This is a genomic window from Pseudomonas sp. MWU12-2345 (assembly GCF_023242385.1).
GTDB classification, from domain to species: Bacteria; Pseudomonadota; Gammaproteobacteria; order Pseudomonadales; family Pseudomonadaceae; genus Aquipseudomonas; species Aquipseudomonas gingeri_D.
The window spans coordinates 244517-270803 of the sequence record NZ_JALLJA010000007.1 but is presented as its reverse complement, the minus strand read 5'-3'; the positions used below and the strand labels follow the sequence as shown (position 1 = coordinate 270803).

Below are 26287 nucleotides of genomic sequence, written 5' to 3'. Positions count from 1 at the left end.
TCATGGATGACTGAGTCCCTTTCAGGCCGATAAAAACACCGGGGCCACCGAGGAACGACAACCATGCTCGCTGAAGTTCGAACCTTCAATGACTCTCAACAACACGCCGGCTCCATCCAGGGCTGGCGGCAAGTCTATGACCAACTCGGTCGTGGCTGCCTGACCAGTGAGCTGCGGCAGTTGTCCGCCGAGCGCTTTCAGATTTTCCAGGAAATCCTGGACAAACGTGTGGTGCAGCGCGGCTATGCGCCGAAAGGTCGATTGTGCGCAGCCATGTCTTTGGGTAGCACGCCGGTGGTGCAGGGGCAACAGGTGGGCACCCACAGCGTGGTGCTGTTGCGCGACGCCGAGGAGTTTGTGTTGCACGCACCAGAAGGCATGCACTTCTTCGCGCTCAACGTCGATGCGGTACGCTTCGCCAGACTGGCGGCCTTCGAATTGTCCGGCGATCAGCTCAAGCGCTTGAAGACCACGTCTCAGCTCTGTGTGGATGACGGCTTGCTGTTGCGAATACGCCAGCGTATTCAACCCTTGTTTCATCACCTTCTGGAACAGACCGACGCCATCAGCCCAACGGCCGAGAAAATGCTGGAGGACGAACTGCTCGACGTGTTCCTCGATTTGTTCAGCCACGCCACCGATGAGGTCCGTTGTCGTCGCGGTAATTTCGCCGTGAGTGCTTACCTGGTCAAGCGCTGCCAGGAGCTGATCGATGCCAGTGGTGATACACCACTGAGTATTCTCGACCTGTGCGAACACCTGCGGGTGAGCCGCCGGACCCTGCAGAACAGTTTTCAGGCGGTGACCGGAATGCGTCCTGTCGAATACCTGCGCAATCTGCGCCTCAATGCGGTCCGACGTCGCTTGATCGCAACCCCTGCCTGCACCCACAACGTCGGTGAGATTGCAGTGGCGATGGGCTTTTTTCATCTGAGCCACTTTGCTGCGCACTACCGGGCGTTGTTTGGCGAGCCCCCGTCCGAAACGCTCAGGGCGGTGCGCTAAAAGTCCATCAATGTGATCAGGCGTAACTGATCCGGTCGCTATAGGCGTTCTGCGCCATTTTGCGTTGGTAGTCGCACGGCGTGGTGCTGACCAGTTTCTTGAAGTCACGCAGGAAGTGCGATTGATCGGAAAAGCCCAGGTCGAGGGCCAGCTCCGAAAACGATACATCCTGTTGGGTATTGAGGGTTTCCAGGGCGGCCTGGCAGCGGATGATTCGGCAAAAGGTCTTGGGCGACAGGCCAGTGTCCTGGCTGAATTGTCGGTGCAGCGTGCGGCTGGTGTAACCGCTGAGGTCTTCCAGTTGCCGAATCCGAATATCACCGCGATGGCGCAGCGCCTGCTGAATGACCATGGCCGTAAGGGTTGAGGTTTTACCCATCAGGCGCGGGGCAAGGTAGTCGTTGAACAGCCGCATTTGCTCGCCCAACTGCGGTGCCTGAACGATACTTTCGAAGATGCGCTGGGCAAACCCCGAGACCTCCAGCAGGTCGAGTTCCCGCTCGGTCAATTCCTCGGCCAGCACATTGATGAAACCGGGAATGACTCCCGGTGAAAAGCGCACGCCAAAGTAGTGATGGTTCTGGTGCAACTCGACCGCCTGGGCGGCGAGCGGCGTGCCACAGATCCTGGCGGTAGGGCGTGTTGCATCACAGTCGAAAACAATGTCCACGCAACCGTCCGGCACGGCCAGCAGATTGGTCGATTGCGCCACATCGAAGGCATAGAAATGCGAGATCGCCGGGTGCTCGGAGGGGATGACCGAATACCGTGAAGAGTTGAGCACGAACCAGGGCTGTTCGTTCGCCGTGTGGTGCCGACGCGTTGGCACGCGCTGTTTGATCATGGTTGCACCTTCGATGGACAGCGATACGAGCATTTTCACGCATTAATTGCGCCAACTTTATCCTTGCTGCCCAATCGGGCTTGTCCGAAATTTACAATACCGCCGAAACCCGCCCCCTGATACTCGACATCGACAGCGTGGAGCTGCGCCTACCGCAGCGATATCACCTTCAGTTCGAGAATAACTATGTCTACAAATACAAAAATCGACTTCATCTACCTCTCCGAGCAGGACATGATCCGTGCGGGCGTGACCGACATGCTGGCGTGCGTGAATACGATGGAGGAGATGTTCGGCTTGCTCTACAGCGGCGACTATCGCATGGCCGGCCCGAACAATGACTCCCATGGCGCGATGGTCATCTTCCCGCAGGATTCGCCCTTCCCGAACATGCCCAAGCCCACGGCCGATCGACGCATGATGGCCATGCCCGCCTACCTGGGCGGCAGCTTTTGCACCGCTGGCGTGAAGTGGTACGGCTCCAATATCGCCAACCGCGAAAAGGGCCTGCCGCGCTCCATTTTGATGTTCACCCTCAACGACCCCGACACCGGCGCGCCTTTGGCCCATATGTCGGCCAACCTGCTGTCCGCGTACCGCACCGGTGCGATTCCCGGCGTGGGTGCGCGTCACCTGGCACGCAAAGGCTCGAAGGTGGTCGGCCTGTTAGGCCCGGGTGTGATGGGCAAGACCACGCTGGCGGCGTTCATGGCGGTATGCCCGCATCTCGACACGCTGAAGATCAAAGGTCGTGGCCAGAAGAGCCTCGATGACTTTATCGCCTGGGTAAAAGAAACCTACCCACAGGTCACCACGATAAAAGTGGTCGACACCCTTGAACAGGTGGTCCGTGACTCGGACCTTGTTACCTATTGTAGCTCCGGCGAGGTGGGTGACCCCTCGATCTACCCAATTGTGAAGCGCGAATGGGTCAAGCCGGGTGCCTTCCTGGCGATGCCGGCGTCCTGCTCTCTTGACGAGGGGATGGAGCAGCCTGACGTGCGCAAGGTGCTGGATAACACCGGTCTCTACCAAGCCTGGTTTGAAGAACTGCCCAAGCCCGCGCATCACTGCGTGCCGGTGATTGGTGTGCGCTTCATGGACATGATCGCCGAAGGCAAGATGCGCCTCGAAGACGTCGAGGACATCGGCAAGATCATCGCCGGGGCCGCGCCAGGCCGTAAGCACGATGAAGAAATCATCATCATGTCGGTAGGTGGCATGCCCGTGGAAGACGTGGCCTGGGGCACGGTGGTGTACCGCAACGCCATCGAAAAAGGCATCGGCGTCACGTTGAATCTGTGGGAAACCCCGGTTCTGCGTTAAGCCACCCAACTCCTACTCTGACAAGGCATTCGACATGACAAAAATCACCAAGCTCAAGACCGGCTCCCCGTTTGAAGACCAGGCCAGCTACTCGCGCCTGGTGGTCGTGGACAATTGGATCTACGTCTCCAACACCGCCGGCCGCAACCCGCAAACCAAGCTGATCCCGGAGAACATCCTCGAGCAGACGCGGCAGGTATTCGCCAATATCGAAGCGGCCTTGGCCGCGGTCGATGCGAGCCTGGCGGATGTGGTGTGTTCGCGGGTGTTCATCCAGGACCCCAAGGATGTACCCGCCGTGATGAACATGATCGGCGAAAAGTTTCGCGGCATCGACCCGGCCAGCACTGTCACCTGTCCGCCCCTGGGCTCGACGGTCTACAAGGTGGAACTGGAAGTGACGGCGTATCGCAACGCGTCGAAGGCGCAAGTCGAAGTCATTCGCCTGACACAGTAACCGCCACGCGGCCGTGCGCAGGCGCGGTCGACTTCATTCGCTTACCGAGTCTTGAATATGGCACCGACTATAGCGCCTGTGAAAACCTCCACCGTGCTTCCCTACACGACTTCCGTCGTCATCATTGGCGGCGGGATTATCGGCCTGACCGCTGCGCTGACATTGGCCGAACGCAATATTTCGGTGGTAGTGCTGGAAAAAGGCCAGATCGCCGGCGAGCAGTCATCACGCAACCTGGGCTGGGTACGCAAGACCAGTCGCCACGCGGCCGACATCCCGCTGGCGCTCGCGGCGGATCGCTTGTGGGCGCAGATGCCCGAGCGGGTCGGGGCGGATGTCGGGTATCGGCGCGAAGGCATCATGTTCGTGGGCCGCACTCCATCGCAGATGGCGCTGCATGAGGGCTGGCTCAAGTCGGTGGAGCATCTGTCGCTGGATTCGCGGTTGCTCAGCAAACGCGAGATTGACGCGCTGGTGCCGGGCGGCGTGGGGGACTGGGCCGGCGGCATTTTCACGCCGTCCGATGCGCGTGCCGAACCGACGCTGGCCAGCAGCGCCATTGCCAAGGCGGCCATGTCCATGGGCGTGGTGATAATCGAGCAGTGCGCGGTGCGTACCCTGCAAATGTCCGCCGGAGCCGTCAGTGGCGTGGTCACGGAGAAAGGTGAGATTCGCTGCGATCATGTGTTGCTTGCGGGGGGGATGTGGTCACGACGCTTTCTCGGCAACCTCGGCGTGTCGTTGTCGACCTTGCCTTTGACCTGCTCGGTGCTACGTACCCAGCCAATGGAGGGGCCGACGCAGATTGCGGTCGGTGCGCCGGACTTTTCGTTTCGCAAGCACAGGGACGGCGGCTTCATCATCACCCAGCGCGGCAAACTGGATGCCTTCCTGACCCTCGATCACCTGTTGCTCGCCAGGCAATACATGCCGCAGTTCCGTGCACAGCGCAGCGTCCTCAACGTCTCGCTGGGCAAGCCTTTTCTCAACGACCTGGCGCTTGCCCGGCGTTGGCGAGCCGACAGCGTCAGCCCGTTCGAACGTGTCAGGATGCAAGACCCGGCCGCCAACCCGCGGCTCAATAACGACGCGATGAACAACCTCATGGCGGCCTGGCCGATTTTTGCACAGGCGCGGATCGCCCAGGCCTGGGCAGGCACTATCGACGTCACGCCGGATTCCAATCCGGTCATTGGGCCGGTCGCGCAGATTCCGGGGCTGACCGTGGCCACCGGCTTCTCGGGGCACGGTTTTGGCACGTCGCCAGCGGCAGGTCAGCTTGCGGCGGATCTTGTCTGCGGGCAGACGCCAATCATTGACCCAAGCCCTTATCGCTTCGATCGTTTCTAGATCGGCCGGAGCCCTGCACAAAGGAACAAACCGATGCCTTCTGACAGCTGTTTCTTTACCAACCGCTCAGGCTTGCGCCTGCATTTTTTGCGTTGGGGCGAATCGACCGGCGTGCCCCTGGTGCTGTTACATGGCTTGCGCGCCTATGCACAGACCTGGGAGTCGCTGGTGCAGTCCTTGGGGGCGGGCTATTGCATCCATGCCCTGGACCAGCGCGGTCGAGGGTTGAGTGACTGGGCCGCGCCCGACAGTTATCACACACAGTCGTATGTCGAGGACCTCGAGGACTTTGTCGCTCATCTCGGCTTGTCGCGGTTTGTATTACTGGGGCACTCATTAGGCGGCGCCAACGCCCTTGAATATGCGCGGCAGAACCCGGGACGGCTGATGGGCTTGATGATCGAAGACATCGGTCCCGGCTCCTCAAGCCAGGGCGATGGTGCCGCGCGCATTCGTCGCGAGATGAGCCAGACGCCGTTGCAGTTCGATAGCTGGGACGCGGCTCGCGCCTTCTGGCAGGCTTCGCGCCCGGGGTTGTCGGAGCAGGGCCTGGCGTCAAGGCTCGCGCATTCGATGAAGGCGCGCGACGGCGTGATCACCTGGCGCCATGATCAGCAGGGTATTGCCGAGGCGCGCCTGAGTATCGAACCGACGGACCTGTGGCCGGCGGTGCGCGCGTTGGATTGCCCGACCCTGTTCATTCGCGGTGGCCGCTCGGACTTCCTGCCGCCCGCGATGCTGCAGCTCATGAGCGCCAGCAACCCGCACATTCGGACGGTGGAGGTCGCCGACGCAAGTCACTATGTGCACGATGATCAAGGCGAGGTGTTCAACGCGCTGGTCGCAGGCTTTCTCAACAGCCTGGCGCTGCCGGGCCAATGACACCCCCGGCCCGTCAGATCGCACTGCTGGATCGCTGACGGCCTTTGTGCCGTTCTCCATCGACACCTGCTTGCGTGGCGCCTGTTCAGCCGCGCCAGCTGGCCCTATCGACGCATCGATTCGTGGCGCGCCACCGTGAATGTCGCTCAGCTTTTCGGCTCGCCTCGTTTCACCATCGCGCGCCATTGCTGCACGCTCGATCGCTCGTGCATCCTGGCCTGCCAGGCGGCCAATGCTTCACATTCATCAGGTATCGGCAGTTTCACCAGCGAGGCGAAAATCATGCCGCCCACCAGCGCAATATCGGCCATCGAGAATTCATTACCTGCAACAAAAGGCTGACCTTTCAGGACACTGTTGAAATAGTGCATCCCCCTGACTGCCTTGTCCCGCATCCGCTCACCCCATTCAGGGTTCTGAGACAGCTCGACGTCCGGCCCAAGCCCGGGCGTTGCGTTATGGAAATACACACTGACAGCGTCTAGAAATTCGATTTCCGCACGCTTGGTCATCATATGGATGAGGCCTTTCTCGGTGGGGGTTTTACCCGTGAGCGTAGGGGCGCCTTCCAGTGCATCAAGGTACTGGGTGATGGCGGTGCACTCGGCAATGAGCGTGCCGTCGCCCAGCTCCAGGACGGGCAGTGTTCCCGAGTAATTGAGGGCCAGGAACTCGGGTTTCTTGTGCTCGCCTGCCCATAGATTGACCGGTACAAACTCGATCCGGGACAGCAGTCCTTTCTCGGCTAACGCGATACGGACACGCGCCGGGTAGGGGCCGTTGTACCAGTCGTAGATTTTCATCGTTGGGGATTCGGACACGTCGTGCGGTTGCTGGAAAGTCATGATTTATCTACCTGCCTGTCAAATGGTAGGTAGAGGTTGAGCGCTTGGTTCTGCGTTGTCAACAACTACCTGTCAGTTGGCAGGTAGCGACGTGTGCGAGTAACATCGGGCTCAATGACCCCATGAATCAAAGCATCGAGGAATGAAAACGTGAGCGAAAACGCCCGGGAAGCCATATTGGAAGCGGCCAAGGGAGCGGCTCAGATCCACGGCTACAGTGGGATCAATTTCCGAACCATCGCTGATGCAGTGGGGATCAAGAACGCGAGCATCTATTACCATTTCTCGAGCAAGGCCGACCTCGGCGCTGCCGTCGCCAGACGCTACTGGGAAGACACCTCCAGTGTTCTGGAGGCCATACGCGGGGCAAACCCTGAGCCGATCAGCTGCTTGCAGGTGTACCCGACGATCTTCCGAAGCTCACTCGAGGGCGGAAACAGGCTGTGTCTGTCCAGCTTCATGGCCGCGGAATACCAGGACCTGCCCGAGGAAGTGAAGCGTGAAGTGCTGGCGTTTGCCGACATCAATGTGGCGTGGCTGGCGAAAGTACTCTCTGATACCGGCCTCGCAGGCGTTGAAGTGTGCGAGCGGCGTGCCCGGGCCATTTACACCGCGGTTGCTGGCGCTCAATTGATTGCCCGAACGCGCGTGGATATCGGTTTATTCGACGAACTGGTTCAGAGCTACCGGGAGGCGGGGCTCATTCCGACATAACAGACTTGGCGCGTCAGGACGGTTGGCGACCGGAGCGCCCGTGGCAGAGGTGCGGAGCAGGGAAAGGGACTACAAATCCAGCCCCACTGTCAGTATAGGAATTTTCAGGCAGCCCCCAGGTCCAGTTCAGCCCAACTCAGCAACTTGAGCTTTCTGCTCTTTCGATCTGTAGTCAGTGAAGGCACAATGCGCATCCTTTTTTGACTGGCCATGTCGGAGGCCTTGAAATGATCAAGACGCCGTACTACCTCATCGACAAACAAAAGCTGCTGGTGAACCTGCAGAAGATCGCTTACGTGCGCGAACAGTCCGGGGCCAAGGCCCTGCTGGCACTCAAGTGCTTTGCCACCTGGTCGGTGTTTGACCTGATGCAGCAATACATGGACGGCACCACCTCGTCCTCGCTCTACGAGCTCAAGCTCGGTCGGCAGAAGTTCGCCGGCGAGACCCACGCCTACAGCGTGGCCTGGGCCGATGACGAAATCGAGGAGATGCTCGAAAACTGCGACAAGATCATCTTCAACTCCATCAGCCAGTTGCAGCGCTACACCGAAGCCTCCGCTGGCAAGGTCCGCGGTCTGCGGGTCAACCCGCAGGTGAGCAGCTCGGATTACCTGCTGGCCGACCCGGCGCGGCCATTCAGTCGCCTGGGCGAGTGGGACCCGGCCAAGATCGAGCAGGTCATCGAGCAGATCTCCGGCTTCATGTTCCACAACAACTGCGAAAACGGCGACTTCAACCTGTTCGACCAGATGCTGTGCACCATCGAAGAGCGCTTTGGCCATCTGTTGCACAAGGTCGAGTGGGTCAGCCTCGGCGGCGGTATCCATTTCACCGGTGAAGGCTACGCGCTGGATGCCTTTTGCGCGCGCCTCAAGGCCTTCTCGGAAAAATACGCCGTGCAGGTTTACCTGGAGCCGGGCGAAGCGGCCATCACCCAGAGCGCCTCGCTGGAAGTCACCGTGCTCGACACCCTCTACAACGGCAAGCACCTGGCGGTCGTGGACAGCTCCATCGAAGCGCACATGCTCGATCTGCTGATCTATCGCCTGAATGCCAAGCTGGCCCCCAGCGCGGGCGAACACACGTTCATGGTGTGCGGCAAATCCTGCCTGGCCGGAGACATTTTCGGCGAGTATCAATTTGATCGCCCACTGACCATCGGCGATCGGCTGTCGTTTGTTGACGCAGCAGGTTACACAATGGTCAAGAAAAATTGGTTCAACGGCCTGAAAATGCCGTCCATCGTGGTGAAGCAACTCGACGGAAGTGTCGAGGTGGTTCGTGAGTTTGGTTACAACGACTACATGTCCAGCCTTTCCTAAGCTGGCAGATAAAGAGAAATAGATAATTGAAGAAGAACGTACTTATCATTGGTGCAGGAGGTGTCGCCAAGGTGGTGGCCCACAAGTGCGCGCAGCACAACGACGAACTCGGTCGTATTGCTATCGCGTCGCGCAACATCTCCAAATGCCAGGCCATCATCGACAGCGTCAAAGCCAAGGGCAGCCTCAAGGTGCCCGCCGATATCCAGGCCTTCTCGTTGAACGCCCTGGATGTCGAAGCGACGAAGGCACTGATCCGCGAAACCGAATCGCAGATCGTCATCAACGTCGGTTCGTCCTTCCTGAACATGTCGGTGCTGCGTGCCTGCATCGATACCGGCGTGGCCTATCTGGACACCGCCATTCATGAAGAGCCGGGCAAAGTCTGCGAGACGCCGCCCTGGTATGGCAACTACGAGTGGAAGCACCTCGAGGAATGCAAGCAGAAGAACATCACTGCCATTCTCGGTGTGGGCTTCGATCCGGGTGTGGTCAATGCCTATGCCGCATTGGCGCAGCAACAGTATTTTGACAGCATTGACTCGATCGACATCCTTGATGTCAATGCCGGTTCCCATGGCAAGTATTTCGCCACCAATTTCGATCCGGAAATCAATTTCCGCGAATTCACCGGGCAGGTGTGGAGCTGGCAGAACAGCCAGTGGACCAGTAACACCATGTTCGAAGTCAAGCGCACCGACGACCTGCCAGTGGTCGGGGCGCAGAACCTGTACCTGACCGGCCACGATGAAGTGCACTCGCTGTCGAAGAATCTCGGCGTGCCCAATGTGCGTTTCTGGATGAGCTTTGGCGAGCACTACATCAATGTGTTCACGGTGCTCAGGAACCTTGGCCTGCTCTCCGAGCAACCGGTCAAGACCGCCGAAGGCCTGGAAGTAGTGCCGCTGAAAGTGGTCAAGGCCGTGCTCCCTGATCCAAGCTCGCTGGCGCCGGGTTATACCGGCAAGACCTGCATTGGCGACCTGGTCAAGGGCACCAAGGACGGCCAGCCGCGTGAAGTGTTTATCTACAACGTGGCGGACCACGAGGAAGCCTACGCCGAAACCGACAGCCAGGGCATTTCCTATACCGCGGGCGTGCCACCTGTGGCGGCGGCCTTGCTGGTCGCTCGCGGCGAGTGGGACGTGCAACGCATGGCCAACGTCGAGGAGCTGCCGGCTGAGCCGTTCCTCAAGGCACTGGACCTGATGGGCCTGCCGACCCGCATCAAGGACGAACACGGAGACCGCCCCTGGAACGGCAAGGCCTGAGACCTCCACGCTAGTGTGAGTCTCGTTCCCCGTTCCATGCGCAAGAACGCCGCTCTTTGAGCGGCGTTTTTATTTGTGGGTAAGAGCGCTCGACAAGGCCAGCAACTTTCAGCGATGAATCCCCTCCAAGGAGCGATACTTGCATCGTGTCAGCCACCCATTTCACCTCGACCGGCTTTTCTTTTGGCTGCCCGGCCCCTGAACCACCAACCAGTGGCTCTTCGATAGCGTATGACGGATTTTTAAATGAGTAGCAGCCCCACCACAGAAACCCCCGACAACTGGCAACCGGTCATTGCGCTGGCGTTGGCGGCCTTTGTCTTCAACACCACCGAATTCGTGCCGGTCGGCCTGTTGAGTGCCATCGGCGACAGCTTCGACCTGTCGAGCGCGCAGGTCGGGCTGATGCTGACGATCTATGCCTGGGTGGTGTCCCTGACCTCACTGCCGGTGATGCTGTTCACCCGCAACGTCGAACGACGCAAACTGCTGATGGTGCTGTTCGGCCTGTTCATTGTCAGCCATGTGCTGTCCAGCCTGGCCGCAAGCTTTGGTGTCCTGCTGGTAAGTCGGATCGGCATCGCCTTGTCCCATGCGCTGTTCTGGTCCATCACCGCGTCCCTCGCGGTGCGGGTGGCACCGAAGGGCAAGCAGGTACAGGCGCTGGGCCTGCTGGCGACCGGGACGTCCATGGCCTTGGTGCTGGGGATTCCGCTGGGCCGTCTGCTCGGCGAAGCCATGGGCTGGCGCACCACCTTTCTGGTGATCGCGTTGATGGCCGGCGCCCTGGTGCTCTGGCTGGGCAGAAGCCTGCCGTTGCTGCCGAGCCAGAACTCAGGCTCCCTGAGAAGCCTGCCCATACTGTTCAAACGCCCCGCACTGGTGGCGGTCTACGGCCTGACGGCGACGGTGATCACGGCTCAGTTCACGGCCTATAGCTATATCGAACCGTTCATCAAAACCGTGGCCGGCATGAGTGGCGAGGTGGTGACCCTGATCCTGCTGCTGTTCGGTGGCGCGGGGATTTTCGGCTCGCTGCTGTTCAGTCGATTCAATCGGCAGCACCCACAGCGCTTTCTGCTGGCGGCCACGGCGTTGCTGGTGCTGTGCCTGGCATTGCTGTTGCCGTTGAGTGGCGGGGTTTCGACGCTGGGGATACTCAGCGTGTTCTGGGGCATGGCGATCATGTGCTTCGGGCTGTCGCTGCAATCGAAGGTGCTGGTGCTGGCGCCGGACGCAACCGATGTGGCGATGGCTCTGTTCTCGGGGATCTACAACATCGGGATCGGTGGCGGGGCACTGGTGGGCAGTTGGGTGGGGCGGCAACTCGGGTTTGCCTATGTCGGCGTGGTGGGGGGCGTGTTAGCAGGCCTGGCGCTGGCGTTCTACGGCCTCTCGGTTTATCGCGCTGGCCGGGCAGGGGCGGGGCGCTGAGTCCTGATCGAACCTGAGCGCCAGGAGCCCGGTCAGGTTCCTGGCGCTCATCGTGTTGCAATCACATCGCGGCGTGGAAAATCTCTTCGATTTGCGCCTGTTCTGCCGTCCGCGGGTTGGTGAAGCCGCAGGCGTCTTTCATGGCATTGGCCGCCAATGTTGGAATGTCCTCCACCTTGACCCCCAATTCAGTCAGGCCGCCTGGAATGCCAACGTCCAAAGACAATTTACGGATGCCGGCAATGGCCGCGACCGCGCCTTGCTCGTGGTCAAGATGCTGGGTATCGATCCCCATCGCCCTGGCGACGTCCGTCAGGCGAGCCTGGGAAACGCTGGCGTTGAAGCTCTCGACGTGGGGCAGCAATATCGCGTTGCAGACACCGTGGGGCAGGTCATAGAAGCCACCCAGTTGGTGGGCCATGGCGTGCACGTAGCCCAGAGAGGCGTTGTTGAACGCCATCCCGGCCAGGAACTGTGCGTAGGCCATATTCTCCCGCGCCTGCATATCGCCGCCGTTGGCGACCGCGTTGCGCAGGTTGGCGGAGATCAGCTCCACGGCTTTGAGCGCGCAGGCATCGGTGATGGGCGTGGCCGCGGTGGAAACGTAGGCTTCGATAGCGTGGGTCAACGCGTCCATGCCGGTGGCGGCGGTCAGGCCTTTGGGCATGGCGGCCATCAATGAGGGATCGTTGACCGACAGCAGTGGCGTCACGTTACGGTCGACGATGGCCATTTTCACGTGGCGGGTTTCGTCGGTGATGATGCAAAAGCGGGTCATCTCGCTGGCGGTGCCCGCCGTGGTATTGATGGCAACCAGTGGCATTTGTGGTTTGGCGGACTGATCGACGCCTTCGTAATCACTGATATGCCCGCCATTGGTCGCACACAAGGCGATGCCCTTGGCGCAGTCATGGGGCGAGCCGCCGCCGAGGGAGATGATGAAGTCGGCGCCGCTGAGCTTGAGTCGCTCCAGACCGTTTTCGACGTTACTGACGGTCGGGTTCGGCTTGGCCCCATCGAATAGGGTCGCCTGGATGTCCTGCGCCGCCAGCAATTTGGCGACCTTGTCCGCGACCCCAGCTTTTGCCAGGCCGGCGTCGGTGACGATCAGGGCGTGACGCAAACCATATTTGCGAATGGCGACCATGGCTTCATCGAGACTGCCGATGCCCATCATGTTTACGGACGGAATGAAGAACGTGCTGCTCATGACTAGCCCTCGTTATTGTGATTATTGGCCCGAACGGCCGGTGGTGCATTCATCAAGACGCACTCATCCTAGGAACGATGGCATAACGGTTAAATGGTCCTTTAGTCCTCGCAAGGGGGGTCTTTGGTCGTAATGGCACGCGGCTTCCTCCCATCGCAGGGGGGACCCCCTACCGAAGTAGGATACGGACCCGGGTCCAGTCTTCGTAGACTGAAGGATCAGACAGCGCACTTTGCGGAAGGCGACCATGGGACAGACCCAAACAGACGGCATAATCAGCGCGATGTCGATGGCAACCGAGGCGCAAGAGGTGGCCCAGGAGCTGGCGCGGCAGCTATTGCACCCGTACTTGGGGTTTGTGCTGTTCTTTTGTTCGGTCGAATACGATTTGCGCGCCCTGGGCAGCGCATTGCAGCAGAGCTTTGGCGGCATTCGCGTGGTGGGCTGTACCAGCGCCGGGGAAATTACCCCGCAGGGCTATGGCCGAGGCTGTGTGACCGCGGTGGGTTTTGATCATCGGCATTTCTCCATTGCCGCCGAGCTGATCGACGAATTGGAACGTTTCAGTCTGATCGACGCCCAGCAAATGGTCGAGCGACTGGTCGGCGGCTGTCGCAGCAACAGCCTGGCGCCGATCAAGGGCAACAGTTTTGCCCTGACACTGCTCGACGGCCTGTCCAGCCGCGAGGAAACGGTCCTTGCCGCGCTGAGCGCCGCCTTGGGCGATATCCCGCACTTTGGCGGCTCTGCCGGAGACGATAACTACCTGACCCATACCCATGTGTACTTTGGCGGCGAATTCCACAGCGGCGCGGCCGTGGTGCTGTTGGTCAATACCTGGCTGGACTTCGAAGTGTTCACCACGCACCACATTCTGCCGCGTGCGGAAAAGCTGGTGGTCACCCGCGCCGACAGCGGCATGCGCCGGGTCTACGAACTCAATGCCGAACCTGCGGCCGAGGAATACGCGCAGATCATCGGGGTGCCCGTCTCACAACTCAATCACCAGGTTTTTGCCGCTCACCCGCTGGCGGTTCGTATCAACGATCAGTACTACGTCAGGGCCATTCAACAGGTCAATCCTGACCTGAGCTTGAGCTTTTACTGTGCGGTTGAGAACGGCATCGTGCTCACGGCGATGACGCCCGGCCCCTTGCTGCCGAACCTGCAGACGCTGTTCGACGGCTTGCGGGAGCGCCTGGGGCCGTTGTTGCTGACCATCGGCTGCGACTGTTTCCTGCGGCGCCTGGAGCTGGAAGACGATGGCAGCGTCCAGCAGATCGGCGCCTTTCTGCGCGAGCAGCGGGTGATAGGTTTCAATACCTACGGAGAGCAGTTCAATGGCATGCATATCAACCAGACCTTTACCGGTGTCGCCATTGGACGCAACCGTGCAGCCATCTCCCGCTGAGCTGCTTGAGCAGATCGAACAACTGCGGCGGGACAATCACAAGCTGCGGCGGATCAATACGGCGCTGATCGAGCGGGTCGAGTCCGGGACCGCCCGTGGCAATGATTCCTATGCGGCCTTTCAGCACTCGGTGGTCCTGGCCGAGCAGGTCAGGGAACGTACCGATGCGTTGAACCAGGCCATGGCCGAGCTCAAGGCCAGCAATCATCTGCTCAGTGACGCACGCCTGCGGGCGGAAACGGCCCATCAACATCTGGTCGATGCCATTGAAAGTATTTCCGATGCGTTCGTGCTGTTCGATGAAGACCAGCGCATCGTGCTGTTCAACAGTCGCTTCAAGGCGTTCTGGGCCAACAGCCGGGTACGGATCATCGCGGGCATGCGCTTGACCGAGGTCAAGCGGTTGCTGGCCAGTACCGGGCTGTTCAGTGAAGAGCCACGGCACAGCGCCGGCGCACACCTGCTGTACCGTCTGAATGATGGTCGCTGGCTGCAGGTCAGCGAGCGGCCGACCCGCGAGGGTGGCCGGGTGATCCTGTTTACCGACATCACGGACGTCAAACTCAGCGAAACCATGCGCCGCGAGCAAGCCGTCGCGCAGAAGTCGCACCTGCTGCAACGGGCCGTCGACAACCTGTCCCAGGGTGTCGCGATGGTCAACGCCGAGGGCATCCTGGAACTGTGGAATCGGCGTTTCCTGGAGCTGAGCGGGCTGGCGCCGGTTGCCGCGCACAGGCTGTTTTCCGAGGTCATCGCCGACAGCGAACTGGAGCTGTTGACGCCGGACAGCCGCGACGCCAACGGCCGGGTGATCCATGAACGGGAGCAGCGGCTGGACGATGGCCGGGTGCTGGAAATTCGCACGCATCCCTTACCCACCGGCGGTTTCGTCAACACCTTCACGGACATCACCGAACGCTACCAGCATGCTGAAGCCCTCAGCGAGAGCGAGCGCTGGATCCGCCTGATCACCGACCATGTGCCGGCGCTCATTGCCTACCTGAACGCCGACCTGGTCTATGAGTTCACCAACAAGGTCTATGAACAGTGGTACTGCTGGCCGCGTGGCGTGATGCTCGGACAGAGCCTGCGCGAGGTCCACAGCGAAGAGCATTACCAGCGCCTGGAAACCTATGTCGAACGCGCCCTTGCGGGGGAAAGCGTGACCTTCGAATGCCCTGAGATCAACATCAACAATCAGGAGCGCTACATGCTGCGCTCCTATGTGCCCAATCGCTTGGCCAATGGTGAAGTGATCGGCATCTTTGTGCTGATCCGCGATATCACCGAACGCCGCCGTACCGCCGAAGCGCTGCACCAGGCTTATCAGAACCTCGAGCAGCGAGTCCGCGAGCGCACCACCGAGTTGACCACCCTGAACAGCCAGCTGCTGCGCGAGATCGACGAGCGCAGTCGGGTCGAGTCGCGCCTGCGTGAAGCCAAGCTCGAAGCCGAGCAGGCCAACCTGTCGAAAACCAAGTTTCTGGCCGCCGTCAGCCATGATCTGCTTCAGCCGCTCAATGCCGCACGCCTGTTTACCAGTGCCTTGTTGGAGCGCCGCGAACCGGAGGCCAACGCAACCCTGGTGCGTAATGTCAGCAATTCGCTGGAAGACGTGGAGAATCTGCTCGGCACGCTGGTGGATATCTCCAAGCTGGATGCCGGGGTAATCAAGGCCGATATCGCGCCGTTTGCCCTGAGCGAACTGCTGGAAAACCTGGCGGTCGAGTTCGCGCAAGCGGCTGCCAGCGAGGGCTTGCGCCTGGCGTTCGTGCCGTGTTCGGCGCTGGTGCGCAGCGATATCCAGTTGCTCGCGCGGATTCTGCGCAACCTGCTGAGCAACGCCATCCGCTACACCACCACTGGCCGCGTGGTATTGGGTTGTCGTCGGCATCGCCATTGTCTGTCCATCGAAGTCTGGGATACCGGTATCGGGATTGCCGAGAACAAACTGGAGGAAATTTTCCAGGAGTTCAAACGCGGCGACGTGCAACGACCCCATCAGGATCGCGGGTTGGGTCTCGGGTTGGCCATTGTCGAAAAAATCGCCGGGATCCTCGGGCATAAGATCAGCGTCCGCTCGACCCCCGGCAAAGGCTCGATGTTCGCTGTCGAAGTGCCGCTGACCCTCTGCGCGCCCAAGCCACAGATCCAGTTACCCATGACGGGGCCCATGCTCGAAAGGTTGCGCGGGGCGCGGATCTGGGTGCTGGACAATGATGCGACGATTTGCGCGGGGATGCGCACGCTCCTGGAAAGCTGGGGCTGCCAGGTGGTCACCGCGCTGTGCGAACAGGACCTGGCGCGGCAGGTGGACAACTATCATGGCGACGCCGACCTGTTGATTGCCGATTATCACCTGGACCATGAGCAGAACGGTGTCGATGTCGTGGCCACGATCAACGCCCGACGTGGCTTGCCCTTGCCGGCGCTGATGATCACGGCCAACTACAGCAATGAACTGAAGCTGCAAATGCGTGAGCTGGGCCACACCTTGATGCACAAACCGGTGCGGCCGATGAAGCTCAAGACTGCCATCAGTCATCTGCTGGGCAAGGAGTCGGTGGGTTGACCCACTCAGCGCCGCAGGTAGGCGGTGAAATCGATATCCCCGGCGCTGAGAATCGCCTGGACCCGGTTATGCACGTTGAGCTTGCGCAGGATGGCCGAGACGTGAGCCTTGACCGTGGTCTCGGCGATTTCCAGGGTGTAGCCGATCTGCTTGTTCGACTCGCCCTTGGTCATACGTTCCAGGACCAGCAATTGCTTGCGGGTCAGCGATTGGAGTAACTCAGGCGCAAAGCCGGGGGCGCTGTTCATGCTGCGCCGGGTATCGGCCTTTGGCGAGTGGATGATATCCGGAGGCAGATAGACATTGCCGTTGAGGATCTGCTCGATGGCTTCAGTCATCTGCGCCCGTGGCGACGACTTGGTAATAAAGCCCACCGCACCGTACATGATGGCTTGCAGCACAATCTGCTTGTCTTGTTCGGCGGACACGATCACCACCGGGATGGTGGGCGCCTCGTTGCGCAGATTGATCAGGCCATTGAGGCCGTGCATGCCAGGCATATTCAGGTCGAGCAGAATCAGGTCGAAGTCGTCATGGCGCCGAGTCAGTGCCAGCGCGCTCTCCAGGTCGGCGGTTTCCATCACTTCGCAGCCCGGAAAACCGTCGCTGATCACATTGGCGATGGCTTCACGAAACAGCGGGTGATCATCGGCAATTAGAATTTTGTACATGGCCTTGCACCTGTTTATTTTTGATTGCGGTGTGATGGCGGGGCATTTCTGTTGTTCAGGGAAAGGGCTCAGGGTACGAAGTCCTGGGTAGGCGGCATAAGGGCGATTCCTTTCTTGTAATGGCGGCATTACATGCCACTCCCCCTGCTTTGTGAATGCGACGATAGTCAGGTAAACCCCTACTAAAGTACGAAGCGTTGCGCGTTTGCGGTTTTCCAGAAGGGCCCAATTACGACTAAATGACAAGGTGACCCCTGCCAAGGGCGTATTCGTTTGGCGGCGCGGGCTCTCTAGCATCTGTTCATCGCGTGTGCGACCCACAGACAATGACCCGCAAAGAGGCCTCAATCATGATTTACGCACCCCCCGGAACCCCAGGCGCTGTCGTTTCTTTCAAATCGCGCTATGGCAATTACATCGGCGGTGAGTTTATCGCGCCGGTCCATGGCGAATACTTCACCAATACCTCGCCGATCAACGGTGACGTGATTGCCCAGTTCCCCCGTTCCACCGCCGCTGATATCGAACTCGCGCTGGACGCCGCCCATGGGGCGGCCGATGCCTGGGGCAAGACCTCGGCACAGGATCGCTCGCGGGTCCTGTTGAACATTGCCGACCGCATTGAACAACATCTTGAAGTGCTGGCCGTTACCGAAACCTGGGACAACGGAAAGGCCGTGCGCGAAACCCTGAATGCCGACGTTCCGCTGGCGGCCGACCACTTCCGTTATTTCGCCGGTTGCATCCGTGCCCAGGAAGGCGGCGCCGCGGAGATCAACGAACTGACCACGGCTTACCATTTCCATGAACCCCTGGGCGTGGTGGGGCAAATCATTCCGTGGAACTTCCCGCTGTTGATGGCGGCCTGGAAGCTGGCGCCTGCGCTGGCGGCGGGCAACTGCGTGGTGCTGAAACCGGCCGAACAAACGCCGCTGTCGATCATGGTCTTCGCCGAGCTGATCAACGACCTGCTGCCACCGGGTGTCTTGAACATCGTCCATGGCTTTGGCCGTGAAGCCGGCGAGGCCCTGGCCACCAGCAAGCGTATCGCCAAGATCGCATTCACCGGCTCCACGCCGGTGGGCGCGCGCATCATGAAGTGCGCGGCCGAGAACATCATTCCCAGTACGGTGGAGCTGGGTGGCAAGTCGCCGAATATCTTCTTCGAAGACATCATGCAGGCCGAGCCGCAGTTTATCGAAAAGGCCGCTGAAGGCCTGGTGCTGGCGTTTTTCAACCAGGGCGAGGTTTGCACCTGCCCGTCGCGTGCCTTGATCCAGGAATCGATCTACGACGCGTTCATGGCGGTCGTGATGCAGAAGATCGGCAAGATCAAGCGTGGCGATCCTCTGGACACCGAGACCATGGTCGGCGCCCAGGCCTCGGAGCAGCAATACGACAAGATTCTTTCGTACCTGAAGATTGCTCAGGAGGAGGGGGCGGTGCTCTTGACCGGCGGCGCGGCGGAGCGTCTGGAAGGCGATCTGTCCACCGGCTACTACATCCAGCCGACGCTGCTCAAGGGCAACAACACAATGCGCGTGTTCCAGGAGGAGATCTTCGGCCCGGTGGTGGGCGTGACCACCTTCAAGGACGAAGCTGAAGCCCTGGCGATTGCCAATGACAGCGAGTTCGGCCTCGGTGCGGGCCTGTGGACCCGTGATATCAACCGTGCCTACCGTATGGGGCGGGCGATCAAGGCCGGTCGCGTGTGGACCAACTGCTATCACCTGTACCCGGCGCATGCCGCGTTCGGTGGCTACAAGAAATCCGGTGTCGGCCGTGAAAACCACAAAATGATGCTCGACCACTACCAGCAGACCAAAAACCTGCTGGTCAGCTACGACATCAATCCGCTGGGCTTCTTTTGATGCGCTGAGCCTTTACCGGCAAACGCTTGAAACGGCAGGAACCTGGCATGCCCTCGTTCCTGCCGTTCGTTTTGTCCATGCTTGGGTTGTCGCAGCAATCGAAGGCTGGTGGGCGAATAGAGGGCCGATTTGTTTTCCGTTGGGCGTCCCTGGCTTGTTAGTGGAGCGTCACCACCCGGCGGCTCTCGCCGATCCGGATCCTGTCCAGCGCCCGGTTCAAGGCATCCAGGGCATCGAGAAGTGCTTTTGCCTCGGTCTCCCTGCCATCCCCCCAAAGGCGTTCAGCCATTTTGTTCAGGGCCTGGATGGATCTTTCGATCTCAGCAGCCGTTGCTGCCGCGCTAGCTGCCGGCTTTGTCTTTGGCATTTTCAGAACTTCAACTGTCGGGGGACTGATTTATTTACCATGGCAGGATCTCTCCTGGAAACGTGTTTTATCCATGGGGAAGGCTGGAATGGAACCTCTCGACCAAAGGACGCGACAGTTACGGATGTGCTCATCCTGCCATTCTAAAAACTTGCGCGGGTTCCACGCTTTCATTGCCCGATGGGTTGGCTGTACCGATCCTGGATGCGCTTCAACTCACCTGACTGGCGCAGTTGCTCCAGGGCGTCGGCCCAGGCGGCTACCCGTTTGTCGTCACTGTCGCGGCTGAAGGCAATGTACAGCGATGAGCGATAAAGCTCGATGGGAATCTGCCGCAGCGTGCCGGGGGCGATGTTCAACTCGCGGCTGTAGTAAGCCACCCCCGCGGCGGTGTCGCCGACGATGATGTCAGTGCGTCCGGCGAGCAGCATGCGATAGAGCTGCCGGCTCTCGATTGCAACTTTTGCGAGGTTGTTGAAGCCCCGCGACTGCAGAACCTCGGGTATCAGGCCGGCCTGTCTCGTCGTGATCTGTGGCGCGCGTAGTAGCTGTTCCAGGGAATTCACCGGCTGCTGCGCATTGGCTAACTGATAGGGGTAAATGGACTCTTCCACGATAGGTCCGACCCACTTGTATAAGGGGGCGCGCTTCGCCGTGCGGAACAGGGAATACAGGATGGTCTTGGGGCGGGTATTCAATGCGTGGATGCTGCGCATACTGGGCAACAGCACCATCTCGAAGTCATCCCCGGTCCGCGCCATGATGGCCCGGACGATCTCCGTGGACATGCCCGTGAGCTGATTGTTCTCCTGATAGTTGTACGGTGCCCACTCCTCGGTAACGACCAGATAGGACTCGGCCCTGGCGGGAGCGCCGAGCAATAGACAGAGCAGCGCTACAGCAAGTGTCGAAGACTTCACGTGTTCTGCCTGGTTGACTACACGGTGATCAAGGCTGGCTCCTGATTAAAGGGGCAAAATCAGTATAGACCCTGACACCTGTCTGACGTCTGAGGCAGTGTCGTAAAAGGTGGTGCAGGTTTTCGCTGAAGCTTGTCCTGGCTGAGCATAGGCGTCGCAGCCAGTGGTATGAGTCAGCCTCCGGGCACCCAGTGCCCGGAGGTTGTCGCCTGTTACTCGAGCAGTTGTTCCAGGCTTGGATCGCGGATCACGCGTTGCAGTGGCTGCGGTGCGCCATTGCCAGACTTCAGCATCTTCAACTTCAGGCCGGCGGTTTTCGCGCAAGCGTTGATGCCGTTTTCGTAGATCCCGCCCATGTCACACTTCCACTGGTAGAAGTTCACCAGACTGCCCGACATCTGCAGGCTGAAATCCGTGCTCTTGGTTCCAGGAGTGAACGGATGGCCTGCCGGAATGTTCTGGAACCACCTCATCCAGTCAGGTGAACCCACCGGTGGCGGATTTTTCTGGAACAGTGGATTCATGATCGCCACTTGCGGCGCCTCGGCCGTCATATGGCAGCTCTGGCAGGAGCTGTTGGGATTGTCCACCGGACCGTTGAGGCGCCCGTTCCAGCCCAGGTGGGTCGGCGGCAGCTCCTGGGTGTTGGCGTTGATGGCGGTCTGTTGCAGCGCCGGGTTGATCTTGGTGACGGTCGGTTTCGGGTTGGTGAAGTCATTGCCGGTTTCTTTCGGATCGTTGCCCCAGATGATCCCCACCGGTACCAGGTTGTCCCAGCCAGCCTTGCCGGTCTTGGCGCCGTTGTACTGGAAGGTGCCGAAGATCCAGCCGGTCTCCTTCATGCGGGTGTCACGTACGGCGATGTCCATCTGGATCAGGGCGACATCCTTCACCACGCGATTGGCGGAGGTGAAGGTGTCGGTGATATAGCCCTGCCACAACACCGGGTTGACCAGGAACGGCACGGTGCTGCGGTCGATGTCGGCAAACAGGGCCTTGCACACGACCGTACCGTTGGGGAAGCTGTTGGGCTGCGAGGTGTAGCTCGGATCAGGGTTCTGTGGGTCTTTCCAGACCTTGCCGATGGTGTAGGCGCCGATGTCGTTGTAAATGCCCACGGCGTAAGTCTGGCCGGTGGCGGTTTGCGTGGACGCCAGTTGCTGGGCCTGGATCTGCGCTTCCTTGGTCAAGCCATGGATGCCCTCGCGCCCCAGCGGGCCATAGTGCTGCCACGGCATGTGATACCACTGGCGAACCTTGTTTTTCTGAACGTCCCAATTGACGTCGACGTTACCTTCCAGGCAGTAGTTTTTCACGGCGTCCATGTAGGCACGCCAGGTTTCAAAATTGTTGTCCTGCTTGGTCGGCAGCTTCTTGAAGAACTCCGGCAGCGGGCCTTTGGGCGGTGTGGTGGGGTAACTCTGGCTGAGCACGAATTTGGCGCCGGTATAGGTGTCGGGTGGCGCGTAGCCGTAGTCAGGGTAGGTACCGGCCTGGGCGGCGACGCTGAACAACGCGGCCGCCACCGCGAAGGCTGTGAGCTTTCCTAGGGGTTGGGTCATCAATCATCTCCTTGATAGGGAAAACGCCTGGCATCGCTTGGGCTTATGCCTGCCAATGCGGGGGCTTCCTTTTATTTATTTTTGGTCAAGGTCTCGGTTTGATCGCCGAGACGGGCTTCACGGGTGAGCAGGGTATCGGGTGTGGGGTGGACTACCTCCTCGGCGGTGCCGGACGACTGAGTTCAATCCCCAACGATTTGCCAGGAATGATCAACAGAGAGGAAACGGAGTGTGCGCAGGGAGGGCGGGGGATTCTGACTATCGACTCCTGTCGATCGCTGGCCGTTCTTCCTTGCTATCAGGTGTAGGTCATTTTCAGGAAAGTGCCATCCTTTTAGATGGCAGCCAGGGGAACATCGGGAGGCATGCACGTGCTGAATCCATCGCGTTGGACACATCCTATAGTGTGAACAATGGACCGCTGGATTAACGGCTCAGATCACTAGACAGATATCAAATGGCCGCCTACGCTGCAAATCGCTACTGTTAGACCTGTGCCTACAAAAGCTGGATCGTTCGGTAATACCTGACATCGGATGTAAACTCTTCATTAGCCAGGAGGCTAACCTTATGTCTGTTCAACCGCTTACGCATGTACTCATCGATACCGATGTCGATTTCGACGATTACATGGCCATGTCGTATTTGCTCAAGCATCATGGGATAAAAGTCGAAGGTATTACTGTGACGGGGGTGGGCGCTGTTCACTTGAGTCACGGCGTTGAAAATGTCAGCAATTTCCTCACTTTGTTTAATGACCCTGAGATAGAACGTATCCCCGTTGCGGCGGGTCTTCAACGCCCCATGGTGTACAGCAATACCTTTCCCTTTGAAACACGCCAGGCGGCGGATCACCATTACGACGCCCTGTTTCCACGGAAAAACCCGAATCCCACGCGAGCCGATGCGCTCGCTTTTTTAAGGGAAACATTGGAAAAAGCCAATCATAAATTTACGGTGTTGATGATCGGTGGTGGTACGACCTGGGGGCATTTGTTCCAGCAAGCCAAAACCGACAGTACGTTGCAACACTTGTTGCTCAGCAAAATAGACCGCATCGTTATGATGGGCGGGAATTTGTTGTCGGAATACGTCCAGCCTGGTGCGGGCGGTAATATTATTGACGCCCTGGGTGATGCGCCTTACTACACCAATCAGGTTGCCGAATGGAACATCTTCCTGGATCCGCTGGGTGCCCACTATGTCTTCAATGGCGGGGTCCCCATTCAATTGGTTGCGCTGAACGCCAGTAACTTCATCCCCATTACCCAGAGTTTCGTGAACCAGCTCTCCCGGATTTCCAACCCGGTGGCTCAATTCCTCACCCACGTGCTGCAAAGCTCGACCATCGCGCCGGGTATCGGCAAATATCTGTATTTTTGGGATCCTCTGGCGGCCGTCGCGATCACCGACCCTCAGTTTCTTCAATTTACCCGCTATCACCTGCGGGTGGAGCAGGAGCTGAACGAAGAGCAGGATATGACCGGGAAGTTGGTGCCGGATAACGCGGGTGCCCCGGTCGATGTGGCCCTGTCGGCCGCCCCCGGGTTCGTCACCACACTTTATTTGTACACCATCGCCGGCAACTCGGTCGAAGCCACCGCCGAAAACATGGCCAAAGCAGCAGAGGCCGTGGCCGATAAGTAGCGTTGCAAGGCAAGGGCCGGCAGCCAGGGAACAGCTACGCCGATCAGGGCGCCCCCGCGCCCTGTAGTAGCCGCTATTCAAAGGAGCGAATATATGAACGTCAAAGCAATGTTGGGTCGACTGTTGCTGTGCCTGGGTGGCGTGCTGGCGGTCTCGTCGGTTTATGCGGAGAGTGTGATCATCGCCACACCGCAACAAGGTGTGGGGATCACGGTCGATGTCTTTGATCATCCAGAGGCTTCAAGTGGCACGCCTTCTTCGACGAGCACGGTGCCCTTCAGGCCGCAAGCGTTTTATATACCCTCGGTGCAGTCGTTCAAGGGTAAGGTTTATATGTTCTGGGCCAACAACAATGACCAAAAGCATATAAATTATGCCACTTCGGCGGAAGGGAAAAACTGGTCTGCCACACAAACTATCAGTGTGGATAGTATTTTTAGTAATGTCTCGGTGAGCGTGTTCAATCAAAAATTGGTACTGACCTTTACCGATCCCCAGGGCCGCTTGAAGACCGTCAGCTCCGAAAACGGCACCGGCTGGTCCACGGCCAAGCCTATCAGTACGCTCCATACGGCCATCAATAACAAACCGATTGTGTATAACGGACAGCTCTTTGTCTTGTATAGCGAAAACTCAGGTAACGCTGTTTATTATGTCACCTCGAATGACGGTGTTGCGTGGAGCCGGGAAAATCTGGCCTTCCAGGAAAGCGCCGACAAAATTCTAACGATGGTGCCCGTCGTCTATAACGGTCAATTGTGGGCTTATTACGCTTTTGAAAATGGCGCCATGTTCGCCCGCACTTACGACCGGGCCGGCCAGTGGGGGGCGAAGCAAGCGCTGACGGGGATAAACGGCCAGGGGCCCAGGGGCTTCCTGAACAGTGCAACGATGATCGGCGAGCGCGTGTTTATCAGCAGCAGTTCCAGTACGTTTTATTCAAACGACGGGCTGCATTGGAATGCGTATTTCTCCAAACGCTTCCCTGGGAATTCGGCCTATCCATCGGGATTGGGCGTTTCCTATGCCATCACCGCAAACGATTTGACCACGAACAATCCGCAACTGCCCGCGGACCTGGCCACGGGCCTTAGCCATACCGACTATGCAACTTTCGCCTGGCGCAGCTTTATCGCACTGAACAATGCCGCCAACACGCCGTTACCGGCTAACCGCGGCATTGGCAATCCCTCCAGCAGCTTTGCCGATTCGGGCAAGCTGCCACAATCTCCCAGTCCTTTGTTGTGGCAAACCTTCGCCCACCGCACCGAGTTGTTTCCTCCGGGAGGGGAAAAAAAAGGCGTAGGCGGCCCTACGCGGCCGTTCGCTTCCAGCCCGCAATACCGCTATGTCAGTTTCCCCAACGGTGTGCCTTTGGCCCCAGGCGCGAGTTTTGCTCATTACAACAATCTGGATGAGGCGACTCAAATAGGGCAAAACGCGATATTTTTCCCGGTCAACCCGCCACGACCAGCAATGAACGGGAGTCACTATGCCCCTTCGAACGACAGCCAGATCCTGTTCGAGGCCAAGGCCAATCCCGTCATTTACACCTATGCGCAAGGCCTGAGCATGTACCCGGATCATATCGTCCTGCCCGACGGCGCGGTGGAGGTCAAGGCGGCATGGCGCAAGCTGGCGGATATTCCGGTGGCGCAGCGTGCGCGCTACCATACGGCGACGGTGGTGACCTATCACGGCACCGATAAGGCACCGGTGGCGTACAACGAAGACTATGCCTTGGTCGCCTTGCATATCATCCATAAGACGGCCAACTACCCGACCTTCATATTCGCCACATTCGAGCATGAGGATGCGATGACCTTGCCCGACAAGTCGCCGACAGGGCTTTACTATATCGCCAACTACGACAAGGTTGCCTACTCGCCGGATAACGGTTTACCGCCGGTTGCTACCTTCTCTGATGGCAACACCACCCATACGGTGACCCTGCCCAGGGGCGATGTTGCGGACTCGGCCCATACTCCGCCCATCTACTCCGGCAGCAACGGGATCCCCAAGGGGCAGGCCGGGCCGATTCGTGTCGTGCAACCGCAAACCATCTATTCCGAAGTCACGGCGGTCAACAACCAGGTCAAGCAGCTTATGGACGGCAGCAGCGCGTTCAACAATTCGGTCTGGAAGCACTACCGGCTTAAAGGGGTGCAGGCCATTCCGTCGAGCACTGAAACCGACCCGGATTATTACCTGGCCAATATCCTGGTCGAAAGCAGCCAGCCGGGGATTCAACTCTTTCGCGGAAGCAACGTATTCCCCGTTCCGGAGGACAACACCCTGACCAATATGCGCACGGTGAAGAACATCAAGGTGCCGGATTTTGATCACAGCACTGGAAGCCAGACCATGGGCGGCTGCATGGGTTGTCATGGCATCGCCCAGAGCACACTGAAACAAGGTTTCAGTTTTCTGTTTGATGCGATCAATCGCGCTAACTTCATGGACCCCTCCAGCCCCACCGGCTTTGCGAATCCGGAGACCATAGGTTTGCCGGATACTCGCACCCAGCATGCACGGGCTCTGAAATACTCTTTCGGCTTTCAGAACAAAGGCGCGGTTGAGGAGACGGGCAAGTAGGAAGCCGG

The 26287-nt window shown here is 59.2% G+C and carries 21 protein-coding genes; 14 read left to right on the top strand and 7 right to left on the bottom strand.

Annotated features, from left to right (window positions below):
* The first annotated feature begins 63 nt into the window (after positions 1–63).
* Positions 64–1005, top strand: a complete 942-nt coding sequence (locus M5C71_RS16565) for a helix-turn-helix domain-containing protein (protein WP_103499226.1) — start codon at positions 64–66, stop codon at positions 1003–1005.
* A gap of 16 nt (positions 1006–1021) precedes the next feature.
* Here M5C71_RS16565 and M5C71_RS16560 read toward each other — a convergent pair whose 3' ends face one another.
* Positions 1022–1849: a helix-turn-helix domain-containing protein gene (locus M5C71_RS16560; RefSeq protein WP_103499236.1), complete on the bottom strand. Its 828-nt coding sequence runs from the start codon at positions 1847–1849 to the stop codon at positions 1022–1024.
* A 186-nt stretch (positions 1850–2035) separates the two neighbouring features.
* Here M5C71_RS16560 and M5C71_RS16555 point away from each other — a divergent pair, with 186 nt between their 5' ends.
* From M5C71_RS16555 to M5C71_RS16540, 4 genes are read left to right on the top strand one after another with little or no spacing between them, the layout of a single operon-like run.
* Positions 2036–3175: a tyramine oxidase subunit B gene (locus M5C71_RS16555; protein WP_103499225.1), complete on the top strand. Its 1140-nt coding sequence runs from the start codon at positions 2036–2038 to the stop codon at positions 3173–3175.
* Positions 3176–3209: 34 nt separating this feature from the next.
* Positions 3210–3632 carry a RidA family protein gene (locus tag M5C71_RS16550; RefSeq protein WP_248768289.1) on the top strand — a complete coding sequence of 141 codons (423 nt, stop codon included), beginning with the start codon at positions 3210–3212 and terminating at the stop codon, positions 3630–3632.
* Positions 3633–3689: 57 nt separating this feature from the next.
* On the top strand, positions 3690–4982 hold the full coding sequence (locus tag M5C71_RS16545; RefSeq protein ID WP_248768288.1) for an FAD-binding oxidoreductase: 1293 nt from the start codon (positions 3690–3692) through the stop codon (positions 4980–4982).
* Between the two features lie 33 nt (positions 4983–5015).
* The gene (locus tag M5C71_RS16540) at positions 5016–5864 is read left to right on the top strand and encodes an alpha/beta hydrolase (protein WP_103496855.1); all 849 of its coding nucleotides are present in this window, start codon (positions 5016–5018) and stop codon (positions 5862–5864) included.
* A gap of 146 nt (positions 5865–6010) precedes the next feature.
* On the opposite strand, the gene M5C71_RS16535 is transcribed toward M5C71_RS16540, so the two are convergent.
* Entirely contained in the window at positions 6011–6709 is a 699-nt protein-coding gene (locus M5C71_RS16535; protein ID WP_248768287.1) for a glutathione S-transferase, read from the bottom strand.
* 150 nt (positions 6710–6859) lie between these two features.
* On the opposite strand from M5C71_RS16535, the gene M5C71_RS16530 reads away from it, so the two are divergent.
* From M5C71_RS16530 to M5C71_RS16515, 4 genes are all read left to right on the top strand, one after another.
* Entirely contained in the window at positions 6860–7423 is a 564-nt protein-coding gene (locus tag M5C71_RS16530) for a TetR/AcrR family transcriptional regulator (protein WP_248768286.1), read from the top strand.
* 227 nt (positions 7424–7650) lie between these two features.
* Positions 7651–8748, top strand: coding sequence for a carboxynorspermidine decarboxylase (locus M5C71_RS16525; protein WP_103496852.1), 1098 nt, complete (start codon positions 7651–7653; stop codon positions 8746–8748).
* Positions 8749–8774: 26 nt separating this feature from the next.
* Positions 8775–10019, top strand: a complete 1245-nt coding sequence (locus tag M5C71_RS16520) for a saccharopine dehydrogenase family protein (protein ID WP_248768285.1) — start codon at positions 8775–8777, stop codon at positions 10017–10019.
* 246 nt (positions 10020–10265) lie between these two features.
* Positions 10266–11453 (top strand): sugar transporter, encoded by a 1188-nt coding sequence (locus M5C71_RS16515; RefSeq protein ID WP_248768284.1) that lies wholly within the window; start codon positions 10266–10268, stop codon positions 11451–11453.
* Positions 11454–11514: 61 nt separating this feature from the next.
* On the opposite strand, the gene yiaY is transcribed toward M5C71_RS16515, so the two are convergent.
* Positions 11515–12663 (bottom strand): L-threonine dehydrogenase, encoded by a 1149-nt coding sequence (yiaY, locus tag M5C71_RS16510; RefSeq protein WP_177104584.1) that lies wholly within the window; start codon positions 12661–12663, stop codon positions 11515–11517.
* A gap of 247 nt (positions 12664–12910) precedes the next feature.
* Between yiaY and nosP the strand changes: the two genes are divergently transcribed.
* The gene (gene nosP, locus M5C71_RS16505) at positions 12911–14074 is read left to right on the top strand and encodes a nitric oxide-sensing protein NosP (protein WP_248768283.1); all 1164 of its coding nucleotides are present in this window, start codon (positions 12911–12913) and stop codon (positions 14072–14074) included.
* Positions 14004–16646: a hybrid sensor histidine kinase/response regulator NahK/ErcS' gene (gene nahK / locus M5C71_RS16500; protein WP_248768282.1), complete on the top strand. Its 2643-nt coding sequence runs from the start codon at positions 14004–14006 to the stop codon at positions 16644–16646. Before nosP ends, nahK begins: the two co-directional genes overlap by 71 nt.
* Positions 16647–16651: 5 nt before the next feature.
* Here nahK and M5C71_RS16495 read toward each other — a convergent pair whose 3' ends face one another.
* The gene (locus tag M5C71_RS16495; protein WP_152741946.1) at positions 16652–17317 is read right to left on the bottom strand and encodes a response regulator transcription factor; all 666 of its coding nucleotides are present in this window, start codon (positions 17315–17317) and stop codon (positions 16652–16654) included.
* A 350-nt stretch (positions 17318–17667) separates the two neighbouring features.
* Between M5C71_RS16495 and M5C71_RS16490 the strand changes: the two genes are divergently transcribed.
* Positions 17668–19188: an aldehyde dehydrogenase family protein gene (locus M5C71_RS16490; RefSeq protein WP_248768281.1), complete on the top strand. Its 1521-nt coding sequence runs from the start codon at positions 17668–17670 to the stop codon at positions 19186–19188.
* Positions 19189–19345: 157 nt separating this feature from the next.
* Here the strand turns inward: M5C71_RS16490 and M5C71_RS16485 are convergent, their stop codons facing one another.
* From M5C71_RS16485 to M5C71_RS16475, 3 genes are all read right to left on the bottom strand, one after another.
* Positions 19346–19555 carry a hypothetical protein gene (locus tag M5C71_RS16485; protein WP_103496844.1) on the bottom strand — a complete coding sequence of 70 codons (210 nt, stop codon included), beginning with the start codon at positions 19553–19555 and terminating at the stop codon, positions 19346–19348.
* A 170-nt stretch (positions 19556–19725) separates the two neighbouring features.
* Complete coding sequence (locus M5C71_RS16480; RefSeq protein ID WP_248768280.1) at positions 19726–20475, bottom strand: transporter substrate-binding domain-containing protein; 750 nt, start codon at positions 20473–20475, stop codon at positions 19726–19728.
* 212 nt (positions 20476–20687) lie between these two features.
* Entirely contained in the window at positions 20688–22037 is a 1350-nt protein-coding gene (locus tag M5C71_RS16475; protein WP_103496840.1) for a hypothetical protein, read from the bottom strand.
* Between the two features lie 570 nt (positions 22038–22607).
* On the opposite strand from M5C71_RS16475, the gene M5C71_RS16470 reads away from it, so the two are divergent.
* Both M5C71_RS16470 and M5C71_RS16465 read left to right on the top strand, forming a co-directional pair.
* Positions 22608–23684, top strand: a complete 1077-nt coding sequence (locus tag M5C71_RS16470; RefSeq protein WP_248768279.1) for a nucleoside hydrolase — start codon at positions 22608–22610, stop codon at positions 23682–23684.
* Positions 23685–23777: 93 nt separating this feature from the next.
* Positions 23778–26279: a sialidase family protein gene (locus M5C71_RS16465; RefSeq protein ID WP_248768278.1), complete on the top strand. Its 2502-nt coding sequence runs from the start codon at positions 23778–23780 to the stop codon at positions 26277–26279.
* Positions 26280–26287: the final 8 nt, after the last annotated feature.

Bases quoted from the DNA above. Each gene is read 5' to 3' on its own strand.
- M5C71_RS16465 (WP_248768278.1), top strand. From the start codon at position 23,778: ATGAACGTCAAAGCAATGTTGGGTCGACTGTTGCTGTGCCTGGGTGGC.
- M5C71_RS16515 (WP_248768284.1), top strand. From the start codon at position 10,266: ATGAGTAGCAGCCCCACCACAGAAACCCCCGACAACTGGCAACCGGTC.
- M5C71_RS16535 (WP_248768287.1), bottom strand. From the start codon at position 6,709: ATGACTTTCCAGCAACCGCACGACGTGTCCGAATCCCCAACGATGAAA.
- M5C71_RS16495 (WP_152741946.1), bottom strand. From the start codon at position 17,317: ATGTACAAAATTCTAATTGCCGATGATCACCCGCTGTTTCGTGAAGCC.
- M5C71_RS16550 (WP_248768289.1), top strand. From the start codon at position 3,210: ATGACAAAAATCACCAAGCTCAAGACCGGCTCCCCGTTTGAAGACCAG.
- nahK (WP_248768282.1), top strand. From the start codon at position 14,004: ATGGCATGCATATCAACCAGACCTTTACCGGTGTCGCCATTGGACGCA.
- M5C71_RS16545 (WP_248768288.1), top strand. From the start codon at position 3,690: ATGGCACCGACTATAGCGCCTGTGAAAACCTCCACCGTGCTTCCCTAC.
- M5C71_RS16485 (WP_103496844.1), bottom strand. From the start codon at position 19,555: ATGCCAAAGACAAAGCCGGCAGCTAGCGCGGCAGCAACGGCTGCTGAG.
- M5C71_RS16490 (WP_248768281.1), top strand. From the start codon at position 17,668: ATGATTTACGCACCCCCCGGAACCCCAGGCGCTGTCGTTTCTTTCAAA.
- yiaY (WP_177104584.1), bottom strand. From the start codon at position 12,663: ATGAGCAGCACGTTCTTCATTCCGTCCGTAAACATGATGGGCATCGGC.
- nosP (WP_248768283.1), top strand. From the start codon at position 12,911: ATGGGACAGACCCAAACAGACGGCATAATCAGCGCGATGTCGATGGCA.
- M5C71_RS16475 (WP_103496840.1), bottom strand. From the start codon at position 22,037: ATGACCCAACCCCTAGGAAAGCTCACAGCCTTCGCGGTGGCGGCCGCG.
- M5C71_RS16470 (WP_248768279.1), top strand. From the start codon at position 22,608: ATGTCTGTTCAACCGCTTACGCATGTACTCATCGATACCGATGTCGAT.
- M5C71_RS16565 (WP_103499226.1), top strand. From the start codon at position 64: ATGCTCGCTGAAGTTCGAACCTTCAATGACTCTCAACAACACGCCGGC.
- M5C71_RS16540 (WP_103496855.1), top strand. From the start codon at position 5,016: ATGCCTTCTGACAGCTGTTTCTTTACCAACCGCTCAGGCTTGCGCCTG.
- M5C71_RS16555 (WP_103499225.1), top strand. From the start codon at position 2,036: ATGTCTACAAATACAAAAATCGACTTCATCTACCTCTCCGAGCAGGAC.
- M5C71_RS16560 (WP_103499236.1), bottom strand. From the start codon at position 1,849: ATGATCAAACAGCGCGTGCCAACGCGTCGGCACCACACGGCGAACGAA.
- M5C71_RS16525 (WP_103496852.1), top strand. From the start codon at position 7,651: ATGATCAAGACGCCGTACTACCTCATCGACAAACAAAAGCTGCTGGTG.